This is a genomic window from Acidithrix sp. C25 (assembly GCF_904848545.2).
In genome coordinates, this window is the sequence record NZ_CAJHCI020000007.1 from 793,704 (window position 1) to 807,293 (window position 13,590).

The following is a 13,590-nucleotide window of genomic DNA, read 5'->3' on the forward strand; positions in this document are numbered from 1 at the left end:
TCAATTGAATATTGATCTTTGGGAAGGTCCTTCGGAAGTCGACTACAACCATGTTGAGCGCCTCTTGGGGCGACCTCCTCAAGGGCGCTTCGTGGTTGTGGCTAGGCGCATCTCCACAGGTATCCCTAGCGTGATTGCATGCTGGCCGATAATTGAGGAGAGGCTTCCGATGCCGACTCTCTTTTGGCTCTGTGACCCACAAATATCTCTTGCGGTTTCACGGCTAGAGTCGGGTGGAATTATCAAAGAGATCCGAGAGAGTCTTGACCTTGACCTGGTCGAATATGGCCACAGAACGTATTCTTCTATCCGCGATGGTTTGATTCCAGATGACTATTTGGGTCCTCGTCCCTCAGGAGGGGTTGGCGGCACTAGAAGTGGATTCAAATGTTTACATGCCCATGTGGGCTGGCACATCGTCTCTAAGGTAGATGCTCCAACTCTCTATGTATTGGAGCATCACCCGCAGAGTTTGGACTTGAGTGACGTTCGAGTTCTTGGGATGCCAGCGGGTTTGGGCCGCGTTATCGACCTCCACGTTGACGCGTTATCGTAACTATTGCACAGGGTGAATAATGCTTGATGGTTCACCCTGGGGCTGGCGCTTATTTGAGGTGATCTTTGATAGTGGAGGTGGTAGTTGCGACTGCGCTCCGTTTGATAATCTCAAATTATACCGTCGATTTAACTACCAAAGAGCGCCTTATTGTGTTGAAATAGGGGTCGCTAGTCGTTCAATTCGACGAACCTTTCCAGAGCTTTCATCTGATTTGCGTGGAACGAGCGTATCTTTTCGATAGAAAGGCCAAAGGATATTCTTCCTCTCTCGATAAATGTTACATAGGGATCGATTGCGCTCGATGCCATGAAATATTGATTTTGAGAACTCTCTGTTGCCGTGGGTGCGATAGATTCGGCGATGAAACGGCCATCTTGATCGAAGTGGCGAGTTACTTTTTTCGATCCCGGAATCGTCTCCTTGCCGATCGAAGCCTTAGAGACGCCAACCATTTCGCCATTGACTTCAATCTCGGAGAGTTTGTAAACCAAATTGGCGCTAGGGTGTCCTGAGCCAATTACAAAGCGCGTTCCTACACCGTAGCCATCGATTGGGGCATCTCTCAGACGTTGGATCTCAAATTCATCCAGGTCGCCCGTGACGATGATTCTCGTCGATTTGGCGCCCTTAGAGTCTAGAAGTTGTCTCGCGTTGGTGGCACCTTCAAAAAGATCTCCTGAGTCGATACGAATAGCTCCTGGTTCCCCGTCGCAAGCCATAATGGCATCTAAAATTCCGCTATCTTGATCGTATGTATCCACTAAAAAGGTAGATGATGCCCCTAGCGTCATAGCTTGAGCATGGAATGCCTCGATTTGATTTTCAAAAGCCATTACCAATGCATGGCCTGCCGTGCCAGACGCTGGAATATTGTAAATGCGTGCGGCACCAAGATTTGACGTAGATGCCATCCCTACGATGTATCCGATCCTTGCTGCGGCTAGAGCCGCTTCTTCATGAATCCGACGGGAGCCCATTTCGATTATTGGACGTCGATTGGCAGCCCTTACCATTCTCTCGCCAGCTGCAGCTAGAGCAGAGTCGAAATTTAGAATTGAAAGGACCAATGTCTCGATTATTAGGCACTCTGCAAAGGTCCCTTCGATCTTCAAAATCGGCGTTCCGCCAAAGTAGAAGCTTCCCTCTGGGAGTCCGGTTATAGTGCCGTGAAATTCGAAACTTTCTAGATAACCTATTGTTCGCTCACTTAAAAAGTTAGCTCTACGAAGAAAGGAGATATCAGCTTTTGAGAACTTGAATCTAGAAAGTGCTTCAAGAAGGCGTTGCTGGCCCCCTACGATTCCGTACTTTCGCCCTTGAGGTAGGCTTCGAGTGAAGACCTCGAAGACGGCTCTATGGAATGCTTTATCTGCATTTATGGCAGTATCGAGCATCGTGAATTCATATTTGTCGGTATGTAGAGCTGTAGTTTCAAGGCGGTTTTCAGTCAAGATTCCTTCTTGGTTTTAGATGATCTATTCTGTGATCTTTAAGATGGTTTGTTTTCGTCAGGTTGAAGGCCATCCACTAAGATGTGTTCGTTATCGTTGGCATTGGTCATTCCGGTATTGGTCGAATCTTCGCCCTCGCCGTCATAGACCTGTGTGTTTTGAGAGTTGCGTCTTTCTGGCGAGTTCAGAATTAGAAATGCACATGCCGAGCTTATGATCAAAATAATGGAGAATACCTCTACTGCATCCCATAGGCGGGGAACTGCTAGCCAGAAGTATTCGTCCCAAAATCTTGGGATCGACCATAGAAAAAGTCCAGCTATGGCTAGGCTGCCGCTTCGATACGGTGGAGCTTTTGTAGTCATCCATTTTTCAATTTTAAGGAGAATCAGAAAGATTATAAAGTCTTCAGTAGCCTGAAAAATGGGAACTGGTATTCGATATCCGACCTGCCCGGCGTATTGTAGACCATACCAAGCATTGGTAGGTCGTCCTCCACCTTGGAACATCAACTGTGGCCCCAAAATGCGACCTATCGACCAAGCTAAAATGAGCGCTGGAACCAGCTTGTCAAAGGTGTCGGCGATGCGGAGGTCTGGAGCATATTTACGCTTTAGATAAATACCAACGGGGATTGCTCCTGCTAATCCGCCAAACGAAGAGAGGCCGCCGTGCCAGATCAAGGGAATTTGTGCTGGAAATTTCAAATAGTATGAGATATTTGCTATGACATGGACTATTCTGGCGCCAACTACAGCTGCCGCAATTATCCACAGGAACGATTTTCCAACCCAGTTGTATGGCATCCCTGAATCTTTAAGTCGTTTCTCGAAATATCGATAGGCAACGTAGAATGCGATAGCCAATCCGATACCATAGGTGTGTACCTGAACGGGACCGATATTGAAAACGATGGGTATTGGTTTCATGTTTCACCTAAAATTGTGTGGTGCATAGATTTCTCGATGATCACTGAAATGGTCGTTACATAGTAAGTGCATTGGAAGCGTAATGATTCCATCTTTTTGGTCAATTATATTTTAGAGCTATTTTAAAGCTTTGAGGAGGAGATCTATGACAAAGCATTTGCCAGGCCAGTTTGGCATAGAGGGTAAAGTTGCGATTGTAACTGGTGCGTCGAGTGGGATCGGTGCTCGCCTTGCGACGGTATTGTCACAGGCGGGAGCGTCGGTGGTTTTAGCAGCACGGAGAGAAGAACGTATTGCGGCGCTCTCGTCCACCTTGCAAGATTCTATTCACGTGGTGTGTGACGTCACTTTGGATCACGACCTGGAGAATCTGGTTGCCAGAACGATTGAGCGCTTCGGAAAGATAGACATCTGTGTCAACAACGCCGGAATCGCCGAGCCATTGTCGGCCCTTGAGGAGTCGCCAGCTCAATTTAGGCGGATAGTAGAGACAAATTTGACATCGGTTTTCGTCCTATCGCAACTTGTCGCCCAGAAAATGATTGATTTGGGTGGTGGCGGTACCATTGTAAATGTTGCATCGGTGCTTGGACTTATCGCATCGAACTCTATTCCTCAGGCAAGCTATACCGCTTCAAAGGCTGGTGTCGTGAATCTGACAAGAGAGTTGGCTTATCAGTGGGCCAAGCATAAGATAAGGGTCAATGCTATCGCTCCAGGTTGGTTCCCTTCTGAAATGACTTCTGTAATGTTTGAGGAAGGGCGAGGTTTGAGTTGGATTAATCGTAATACGCCACTGGGACGCGGTGGTAATATCGATGAGCTCGACGGGCCTTTGCTACTGTTGGCATCGGATGCTTCTAGTTACATTACTGGCCAAACGCTTGTAGTGGATGGCGGGTGGTCTCTGACTTAGTGGCTAGTTGATGAATGCTACTGGCTCAAGAGGTTTCTTGAATTGTCTCTTTGTCATACTCTTTTACGACCCGGTGGGTCGGAGGGTCTTGGTCTGTGGTTTTGAGTGACTTGTCGAGATGGTAACCCTGTAGTGGCGTCGCGCATGAACTTTGTAAAGCGCATTAGTCGTAGTTTGCTTTAATGTGCGTATTTAGGTGGTGCGGATGCGAAAAGTGTATATGCGTCAGAAAATGGTGGCTTGCTTCATTCTAGCTGTCTCTCATAAGGTGGTTTTTGATAACTCAATCGCTATGTGATAGCCATAAAGGCACTGCCTAAGTGTCTCATGGAACCTTTTCTGGTCCAGATGGTATTTGGCAAAGAGACCGATAGCTGCGGTAAATGTTAAAGTGATCCCAGTGATCTGATTTAGGTTCAGATCACTGGGATCGGATAAGTGCGGCTATATGGTGATGATATCGATTCGGTTTGTGTCTCCAGATATTCGGCCTTGTGACCCCTGTGTTAGGAGTACTACTGACGTCGTGGGGTCGATCTCGGTCATAACCTCTCGAGTCTTGATCTCCCAGGTTGTATCATGAGGCTTGATGACTAAGGGAGCAACCCCTGAAGTAAAGGCTAGGCGTCTCGCGGTCGTTTCTTCTCGTGAAAGCGCTACGATCCAAGGCTTCATTCTGAACTTGGCAATGGATCTAGGAGTCGATCCTGACTCGGTCGGAGTGACGATGTAGTCCGGATCCAATTTTTCCACCGCAGAGAGCACCGATAAGGCGACAATTTCAGGAATTGTTGTGGCGTGATCGCGCATGTAGTCGGCAACCCGTTCACGTGACGGTATAAATGTGGCGTGTTCCTCGGTGTATCGAGCAACCTTGGCCAACGTTGCAACCGCTTCAACCGGGTACTTACCCATTGCGGACTCTTCGCTTAACATTACTGCGTCGGTGCCATCTAAGATTGCATTCGCCACATCTGTTACCTCAGCACGAGTCGGTCTTGGCGAGTCAACCATCGATTCCAACATTTGTGTTGCCGTTATGACTGGCTTTCCGATACAGTTTGCCCTAAAGATTAAGTCTTTTTGGACCAGTGGAATTTCTTCGAGAGGAAGTTCGATGCCAAGGTCGCCACGTGCCACCATAATCCCATCGCACGCATTGAGGATTGCATCGATGTCTCGAAGTGCTGCTGGATGTTCTATCTTGGCGAAAAGAAATGGAGAAAAGCCGTGCTCTCCTGCGATAGCTCTTGCCCGATGGAGGTCTTCAGCCCGTTGGACAAAAGAGATTGAAAGTGCATCTGCCCCCCTGGAGAGGGCGAAATATAAGAGCTCCGCGTCCTTATCTGTGAGTGATGAAATGTCAAGGGTGGCACCAGGAAGGTTGATTCCTTTGTGGGATGACAATTCTCCGCCTGCAGCAACGGTGCAGAGGATGCTTTCACCTTCGACTCGAACTACTTTGAGAGAGATAAATCCATCTGCTAGGTAGATGAGTGAACCTGGTCCAACCGCTCTGGCGATTCCAGGGAAATCAACAGGAATATTTATATCATTATCGACTGCCGGCGAACCGGTAGGGGCGAGCCTTACGGTCATTCCGCCCTTTAGCCCTATCGCTTGGTCTAACTTGCCGATCCTCATCTTTGGACCAGGAAGATCGGCAAGAATGGATATCATCTTTCCGGTATGTCGCTCTGCTCTGCGGACCAGTCCAATTAGTCGTACAATTGATGCTGGAGTTCCGTGAGCTAAATTTAGACGAGCTACATTCATTCCCGCTTTGGCCATCGCTACTACCGTATCAATATTGGCACAAGCGGGCCCGAGAGTTGCCACAATTTTGGTCTTTTTATCTTCGATCAAGGGTCCCCTTCCTTACTTCGAGTTTAAAACTACATACGACCTTAGCCACTGGATATTAAACAAAGGTTGTACACCAGGCAACAAAGTTACAGGATTGACCTGCATGGGTGTAAAAGGGTTTGAATTTATCAAGCCGCGGTGGCAAATATTTGAGATGGCGACCCTTTTTAAATTTGAAATTATCGTTTAGATCGAAAAATCCAAGATGAGCTTGCCTACTTTTGATTTGCTAAAGTCGCTATAGGCAAGTGCGGCCTTCGATGCGGGGTAGACCGCTGATATGAGTGGTCCGAAAGTTCCATCTTTGATTGCGGGTAGGATGTGGCTTTGAATTCGCTGCGCAATCTGCGCCTTCTCTCCAACGCTTCGGGGTCTTAGTGTCGAACCTCTAACAGTCGCTCTTTTAGCCATAATCATACGAAGGTCGACTTCAGCCTTTGGCCCTGCTCCGACTCCTATTATGACTATCCTGCCAAGAAGCGATAGAGCTTGAAGATTGGAGGCCATATTGACCCCGCCGACGAGTTCTAGTATAAGATCAAAAGGGCCAGATGTTGCGATTTGCGATGGCGAGATTGCCATAGCCCCCTGGCGTTCTATGGCCAAGAGTCCTTCGTCGGTCCGTGATACTCCAAAGACTGTGGCGCCAGCAAATTTTGCAAGCGCGATAGCGGCAGTTCCGACACCTCCAGTAGCTCCAGTGATCAAGACTCTATCTCCGGCGCTAATCTCACCTTGGCTAAAGAGTGCATCGTAAGCCGTTGTATAGGCCTCTGGTATCGCGGACCACTTCACTAGGGGTAATGTTTGGTCAACTTCTATTGCGTTGCTAAAGTGAATCTTTACCAATTCGGCCTGGGCTCCGCCTGCGACGATACCCATTATTGGTCTATTGATCCAGTTCGTGGGTACCTTTGATCCTTGAGCAACTACGGTCCCAGAAAATTCCAAGCCCGGAATATCGCTAACCACTCCATTTGGCGGGGGATAAAACCCTCCAACTTGGAGTAGGTCAGCCGCGTTTAATCCGGCACCGGCCACTCTGACGAGTAACTCTTCATCGCTGATAGTGGGATCTGGGCAAGTGGTGAATAGGATTGTTTTGTCTATGATCTTTGCAGCATTCATTGCAAAACAAGCATACGACCCATAGATAAAAATCAATCCACCTACAAGTTGGATCTAGGGACGTCCGGCTCCTACGGGACTTCCGTCCCAATAGAGGCTCCGCACCATGATTGGGTATGAAGGATTATCGGCCACTACTACTTCGCCATTGCCAATGTACATTGCAACGTGGTCTATGGGAGTGAAGTAAAAGACTAAATCCCCTGGTTGAAGGCTGTTGAGTGAGACGTGTTGAATTGAGTCGTATTGTGCTGCAGCGGAATGCGGGAGATAGACCCCAGCGTGCGCCCATGCGTACATTACAAAGCCAGAGCAGTCAAAGTAGTTGGGCCCGGCACCGCCAAATACGTAACTTTTACCGATTTGTGCCATCGCAACCGACACTGCTGTACCTGCTCCAGCACCTGGAGGAATTGCTACATATGCTGGAGCAGCACCTGCTCTAGTACCTGGAGGAATTGCTACATATGCAGGTTGGCCATTTGGGTTGCTTTGTTGAGCATTTGCACGACTTGTAGTAGTCGCACTTCGTTGTTGTTGAAGCTGCTGTTGTTGAAGCTGCTGTTGTTGAAGCTGCTGTTGTTGAAGCTGAAGATGCTGTGCAAGAGCAAGAGCTTGGGCCCGCTTTTGGGCCTGCAGGGCCGCGGCTTCTTGGGCTAGTTGCTGTTGCTTTTGTGCCTGGAGGACCAGTGATGCGATATTGGAATTGACTGTGAGTAATTGCGATTGCGCAGTATTCATCGCGGACTGCGCGGCGGCTTTTGAAGAGGCTGCGCTTTTTAGTGCCGCTGTTGCTAGGGCCTTTTCGGAGGCCAACTTAGCTTTTTCGATGTTGAGGTTGGCATTTGCAAGGTTGAACTGCGCGATTAATGTCTGTTGTGAGTTGGCTACGGTTCCCGCGAAGACGTCTCGCAAGGTTACGTCTGTGGATGAACCATTTAAGACGTCGGCAAAGGAAACGACTGATCCACCCTGGGTGTAAAAATTCACAGCTTCAGCGGCTAGTTTTTTTCTAAGCTCCGCGATCTTTGCTTCTGTGGAGGCAATTGAGGCTTTGCTTATTGAGATCTGCTGATTTAGGGTTTGTAGCTTCAGCTGCGCTTGGTCATAAGCTTCAGAGTAAGCGCTTACTTGGGCATTGAGGGTAGCAATTTTACTCGCAATTGCCGATGCTTGTGCTTTCGCGCTTGAAAGCTGATCGGCCGATGCGCTAGTTGCGAAAGTTGCTATCGGGGTCAACCCTAGTACTAGAGCTGAAATTCCGGTAAGCGCCTTTCGGCTAAATTTTTTGGACCGAACTTCGGTCACTTTGAATTCGGCATCTAAATCCGTATCATCGTTAGGCAGGTTCGTCACAATTCAAATATGATAGTAAGCTCCGCAGAGATATTTGGCTGATTCCATACATTAATGTCTGTTCTAAGGAATATTTTATTTCATCGACGCTTCTTCGAATCGACTTGAGCAGGTAGAGCGTTTTTGAGGGATTTTCCTCTAATAAGACAAAACTTATCTTTGAGATTCCTTGACTCCGAAACGATTCTGGCTGCCTTGACACGGAGGAAGCAGAGGGAATCTCTCATATTGATTGACTCTTACGAAATGGTGATTTTGAGGTCGTCGGTTAATTATTCTCCTCGTGTCGGGGGCTACATGGGGAATTGTAGCTGCTTCTAGCTCACCTAAAGGGATGGCTTTTCCATACGATACTTGGGTTCCAAGGCTCTGGTGTACCAGTGGAGACTAAGCGTAGGCTAGATTTTGTGGGATGGGTTTGGATATGCGTCTCGAATTTGTTGTTCATAGCTGATTCTGGTGAGCATGACGTTGCTAGCGTTATCATTGGCATAATGGTCATTGCAAATTAGCGACGGCATTTATATTTGTAGTAGTTTTGTGAATGATGAGTACAACTTCAAATTCCCAAAACTTCCGGTTAGAACACGATTCCATGGGCGACATTGCAGTCCCGTTACAAGCTAAGTGGCAAGCTCAGACCCAGCGAGCGGTTGAGAACTTTCCCATTTCAGGCCTTCGGATATCGAAACCTCTGATACGGGCTCTAGCGCTCATAAAATCCGCTGGCGCAATGGCTAACTCTCAAATTGGTACTCTGGATCCGAAAATTGCCAATGCCATTTCCAGCGCTGCAGAGCGCGTGGCTAATGGTGACTTCGACGACGAGTTTCCGATTGACGTCTTTCAGACTGGTTCTGGTACTTCTTCGAACATGAATATGAACGAAGTTTTAGCAACTCTGGCAAGTGAGATTCTCGTTGACGTTACCGTAAAGCCGAACGACCATACCAATGCCTCGCAATCTTCCAATGACGTTTTCCCAAGTGCCATTCACTTGGCTACCGCCAGTGAGCTAAAGTTCAACCTGATTCCGGCGCTTTTGGAACTGTCAGCCTCACTTGGTTCAAAAGCAATTGAATTCGAGAGCGTGGTCAAGTCTGGTCGAACCCACCTAATGGATGCTACTCCGGTTACCCTTGGGCAAGAGTTTTCTGGGTATCGTGCAGCAATCGACTACGGTATTGAGCGTATCGAATCAGTTCTACCTCGGGTGTGCGAGATACCCTTGGGCGGAACGGCCGTTGGAACTGGTATCAATGCCCCTAAAGAGTTCGCGCCTAAAGCTATTGCGCTCCTTCGCGAGTGGATGGACCTGCCCTTGACTGAGGCTAGAAACCACTTTGAGGCGCAGGGTTCGCGCGATGCTCTCGTGGAGGCTTCAGGAGTGCTTCGCACTATCGCGATCTCTCTGTATAAGATCGCAAATGACCTGAGGTGGATGGCTTCAGGCCCACGTTGTGGGCTCGGAGAGATCCACCTCCCCGATCTTCAACCAGGATCCTCAATTATGCCTGGCAAGGTGAATCCAGTTGTGCCAGAAGCAGTATGTCAAGTGGTTGCTCAAGTGATCGGTAATGATGCCGCTGTGGCATTCGGCGGAAGCGCCGGCATCCTTGAGCTAAATGTTATGCTTCCCGTGATAGCGCGAAACATAATTGAGTCGATTGAGTTGATCTCTTCCGTCTCAATTGCTCTGGCTCACAAGTGTGTTGATGGCATTGAGGCCGATGTTGAAAGATGTAGAAATTACGCACTATCTTCACCTTCTATTGGTACCTCGTTGAATCCCTATATTGGCTATGAGGCAGCTGCGAAAATTATCAAGCGATCTTTAGCCGAAAATAAGGACTTGCGAACTTTAGTATTAGAAGAAGGACTTCTAACTCCAGAGGAAGCAGATAAAGCATTAGACGTCTTTGCGATGACAAAGGGTGGATTAATAGGGTAACTTAGTAATATGAATCCCCTTGAAATTCTTCGCTATGTAGCGGGTCTTGATGATCGTTCTCCAGAGGTAGTGGCGCTCTCTGCGCTCGACTCGTTGGGTGCGCTTGCGGACCGTCCTGAAATGCTTTTAGTCGCAATTCGCCGCCTATTGGAGTCACATCCAAGAAATGGTCTTTTGTGGACGCTGGCCAATCGAATTTTACTCTCTATCGAGGTCGGTGATGAGGTCGAATTGATTCGGGATGAGATTTTAGGGGATCAGAGTATATCGGGTCTGTTTGGCCAGATCGACAATGGAATGGCTCTGTATTTTTTAGATATGAACCGGGCATTTGAGACGATGACTACTGGCCGTACCAAAGAAAATGGACGGTCAGTACGCTCTGTTTCAAGTAAGAATATTGACACCTTGGATACTCGAGATAAGATAAACTATTTCGATCCTATGAACTCGATCTCTCAGTTGATCGGGAAGGCACACCCCCCAAATCGTTCAGCATTGGTTTTGGAGCCATCTTCTTTTTCAGGCGGTCGGGTTGTAATTGCGAGTCACATAATCTCGATAGCCAACCAAGTCCTGGGGGATGGAGTTAGGGTTATTATCCGAATTCCGTTCGGGTTTGAGCTACCTAGCGAGCTATTTGACGCCCAAATTAGAGCCCTCGCTTTGGGGAGTTCTGAAGGTGGTAGCGAGCTCCACAAGGAGGTAACTACCCTCAGTGAGTTGCCTGGTTTTAGGGCTAATCCTGAGAGCGTCACCTATGTGATGGGGTCACGTAGAAGCACAAGAAACGATGCTGTTGCCTCCGAACTGATCTGACGTCCGTTTTTGTAACTAGTGGTTGGGCCCTTAGGTGGCTATACATACCAACATGGCTGATTTGATATTTATGACTCTATTCTTCAAGGTCTTCAATTGAGACCTTGGCTCCCCAACTCTAGATTTGGAGCGGGAGGCGATCTATTGGTTTTTTAAGGTGATATCAAGTCTCTTAGTAACAATCAAGGATAAGGATCTCATCTCTTTACATTTAGAAGAGAGATTTATTCACAGCATATATGTTCACGGCGTATAAAGGTATGTCTGACAAGGCAATGCCGTTGTAATCCGGAGAGTTCCTATCCTTGCTTTTTGACATTGCTAAAAGGTTTGCGCGAGAGACTCTTGGTGCGACTTTATATCTCTAGTGCTATTTATTTTTTGAGAGAAAAACCATTGGACCCTTGAAGTCCGTTTGTGCAATAAACTCACCACTTGGGCAATGCGTGCGATTGGTTCGATCTCCTATTTATTTTAATTTGGTGATCTTGGCTTTCTGATTAGGGTCGAAGTAAGGATCTCTATCGATGCTCTCTGAAGTCAAAGCTCTCCATCTCGGTTGGGCTTCCGCTCGATTTTAATGGGTTTGACTTTCCTTTTGAAATTTTGAACGAGTCGATTCGCAAATGCCGAAACCCCAGGTGGGGATCTTCAGGTAACAGATCTCGTATCTTTGTCTGACTGCTTTTTCGCGCCAGAGCCTAGCAATGAGAAGTTCGATTTGCCACTTTGCCTCAAGTTTTCCCTCCTATTGCCCTGCAATGTCGTGCAAATCTTGGATATGTTGACAATTATCCGTGAGGTCCAAGACACACCACGCTTTTGCTGGCTAATGTTGGAACTTTAGGACGCTTTTTACGATAGGAGATCACATTGGCCACCAGAAGAGACCTGATCAAGATGACCGAGGATGAATTAGCGGCCTTTTTGCACCTTCCGTCTTCAATGTCGGTCGCAACTCACTCGCCGTCTAACGCAATTCACCTTGTCGCTATGTGGTATGGATTTTACGGCGATGATCTTGCATTTTGGACCTATTCCAAGAGTCAAAAGGTAAAGAACCTTGAGCGCAACTCATCTATTACTTGTTTGGTGGAGAGTGGCAATAGCTATGATCAGCTTAGAGGCGTCGAGATAGTGGGCACTTGTGAGATAGTTCGAGATTTAGAGGTCGTTAGGAGCATCGGAAATTCAGTCTTTTCGAGATATTACCCAGAGGCTGATCCTGCTGCATCGCTCGTATTTCTCTCTAGTACTCCAAAGAGAGTTGGTGTCATAATTAAAGCAACGAAGATGGTTTCATGGGATCACTCGAAGTTGGCCGGCGCTTATTGAGAATTCAGCCATTCACCTCTAGCGACTAGGGTTTTCAAAGCTCTAAGAATTACTTTCGAAAGAGTTGCTTGTAAGAAGGAGTGATTATAACGTTAGATTTTTGAGATCCAGAGAGCTTTCATCTCTGTCCAAATACTATTTCAACCCAGGGATGAGCCGATAAAACGCCTTTGGTTCATTGAGTTTTGAATCGTTCAATTCCTTTCTGAGGAATTTTGTGGCATTTGCTTCACAGTCTTTTGGTCATCGAACTAATTGGATCTACTTTTCTGCTATCTTTAGAATTATGGGCAAAATGATTGAGTTTCCAAGTAATGGAACAAATGGCGTTGGTTATCTCGCGACGCCGACCACTAGCAATGGCAAAGCAATAGTCGTAATTCAAGAGTGGTGGGGTCTTGTCGATCACATAAAGGACGTGTGTGACCGTTTCGCCGCCCTTGGGTATTTGGCTCTCGCACCAGATTTGTACCACGGCAAAGTCGCGACAGAGCCAGACGAAGCGGGCAAGTACATGATGGCTCTTGAGATCGATAAATTCGCCAAGGATCTTTCTGGTGCTGTGGATGAACTGATGGTTCGGGCCGAGACATCTAAGGTCGGTGTCGTTGGGTTTTGCATGGGCGGAGGCTTGGCATTAGTCTTGGCGGCCAATAGACCAGATGCGGTTGGTGCGGTTGCACCGTTCTATGGAGTAATACCTTGGCCAGAGGCGGCGCCAGATTATTCGGCGATAACTGCATCCATCCAAGGTCACTATGCCGAGATCGACGATTTTGCTCCGCCAAAGGTATCCAGGGGACTGGAACGCAGCTTGGTCGAACTTGGTAAAGATGCGGAGTTTTTTGTGTATCCAAATACTGAGCACGCATTTTTCAATGATGCGAGACCTGAGGTCTATGATGCAGCTGCATCAAATCAGGCTTGGGATAGGTTGATTCCGTTTTTAGAGGAATCCCTTAGGTAGCCACCGGTGCAAGGTCAAAGTGCTTACTCATTAGTGATGTGCTTTTTTTGAGTGGAAGTTGCTCTCCAGGGTCGATGTAGCAGTCGTTTTCTGCTTTTTAATAATCCCAATGGGTTGCCTTATGAGGTAATCCATTGGGATTATTTTTATAGTTCGGGCAATGATGGCTTCAATTGGAATCAACGAGAAAACTGAACTCTTTTTGGATTTTTATTGATAGATACCTTTGAGCGGCCTTCCTTGTTTATAGGGCTATTGGAGATTCACTAGAGGCCACAGATGAAAACAGAAGGAGTATTTTTTTTCCGAGACT

The 13,590-nt window shown here is 47.4% G+C and carries 11 protein-coding genes; 6 read left to right on the forward strand and 5 right to left on the reverse strand.

Annotated elements, in window-relative coordinates; translation table 11 throughout:
* Nucleotides 1-4: 4 nt before the first annotated feature.
* Complete coding sequence (locus ACIDITHRIX25_RS84955) at nucleotides 5-556, forward strand: DUF501 domain-containing protein (RefSeq protein WP_201732096.1); 552 nt, start codon at nucleotides 5-7, stop codon at nucleotides 554-556.
* Between the two features lie 170 nt (nucleotides 557-726).
* On the opposite strand, the gene pncB is transcribed toward ACIDITHRIX25_RS84955, so the two are convergent.
* Entirely contained in the window at nucleotides 727-2,010 is a 1,284-nt protein-coding gene (gene pncB / locus ACIDITHRIX25_RS84960) for a nicotinate phosphoribosyltransferase (protein ID WP_201732097.1), read from the reverse strand.
* 38 nt (nucleotides 2,011-2,048) lie between these two features.
* On the reverse strand, nucleotides 2,049-2,939 hold the full coding sequence (locus tag ACIDITHRIX25_RS84965) for a prolipoprotein diacylglyceryl transferase (RefSeq protein ID WP_201732098.1): 891 nt from the start codon (nucleotides 2,937-2,939) through the stop codon (nucleotides 2,049-2,051).
* Between the two features lie 145 nt (nucleotides 2,940-3,084).
* Between ACIDITHRIX25_RS84965 and ACIDITHRIX25_RS84970 the strand changes: the two genes are divergently transcribed.
* Entirely contained in the window at nucleotides 3,085-3,855 is a 771-nt protein-coding gene (locus tag ACIDITHRIX25_RS84970; protein WP_052605139.1) for an SDR family NAD(P)-dependent oxidoreductase, read from the forward strand.
* 444 nt (nucleotides 3,856-4,299) lie between these two features.
* Here the strand turns inward: ACIDITHRIX25_RS84970 and pyk are convergent, their stop codons facing one another.
* The 3 genes from pyk to ACIDITHRIX25_RS84985 all read right to left on the reverse strand — a co-directional run bounded on the left by pyk (nucleotide 4,300) and on the right by ACIDITHRIX25_RS84985 (nucleotide 8,205).
* Complete coding sequence (gene pyk, locus ACIDITHRIX25_RS84975) at nucleotides 4,300-5,721, reverse strand: pyruvate kinase (RefSeq protein WP_052605138.1); 1,422 nt, start codon at nucleotides 5,719-5,721, stop codon at nucleotides 4,300-4,302.
* Nucleotides 5,722-5,907: 186 nt separating this feature from the next.
* Entirely contained in the window at nucleotides 5,908-6,885 is a 978-nt protein-coding gene (locus ACIDITHRIX25_RS84980) for a zinc-binding dehydrogenase (protein WP_201732099.1), read from the reverse strand.
* An 18-nt stretch (nucleotides 6,886-6,903) separates the two neighbouring features.
* Nucleotides 6,904-8,205, reverse strand: coding sequence for a C40 family peptidase (locus tag ACIDITHRIX25_RS84985; RefSeq protein ID WP_201732100.1), 1,302 nt, complete (start codon nucleotides 8,203-8,205; stop codon nucleotides 6,904-6,906).
* A gap of 544 nt (nucleotides 8,206-8,749) precedes the next feature.
* On the opposite strand from ACIDITHRIX25_RS84985, the gene ACIDITHRIX25_RS84990 reads away from it, so the two are divergent.
* The 4 genes from ACIDITHRIX25_RS84990 (at nucleotide 8,750) to ACIDITHRIX25_RS85005 (ending at nucleotide 13,277) form a co-directional block, all read left to right on the forward strand.
* Complete coding sequence (locus ACIDITHRIX25_RS84990; RefSeq protein WP_249685827.1) at nucleotides 8,750-10,156, forward strand: class II fumarate hydratase; 1,407 nt, start codon at nucleotides 8,750-8,752, stop codon at nucleotides 10,154-10,156.
* A 9-nt stretch (nucleotides 10,157-10,165) separates the two neighbouring features.
* The gene (locus ACIDITHRIX25_RS84995) at nucleotides 10,166-10,975 is read left to right on the forward strand and encodes a hypothetical protein (RefSeq protein WP_052605133.1); all 810 of its coding nucleotides are present in this window, start codon (nucleotides 10,166-10,168) and stop codon (nucleotides 10,973-10,975) included.
* Nucleotides 10,976-11,848: 873 nt separating this feature from the next.
* Complete coding sequence (locus ACIDITHRIX25_RS85000) at nucleotides 11,849-12,310, forward strand: pyridoxamine 5'-phosphate oxidase family protein (RefSeq protein WP_201732101.1); 462 nt, start codon at nucleotides 11,849-11,851, stop codon at nucleotides 12,308-12,310.
* A 217-nt stretch (nucleotides 12,311-12,527) separates the two neighbouring features.
* Nucleotides 12,528-13,277, forward strand: a complete 750-nt coding sequence (locus tag ACIDITHRIX25_RS85005) for a dienelactone hydrolase family protein (protein ID WP_201732102.1) — start codon at nucleotides 12,528-12,530, stop codon at nucleotides 13,275-13,277.
* Nucleotides 13,278-13,590: the final 313 nt, after the last annotated feature.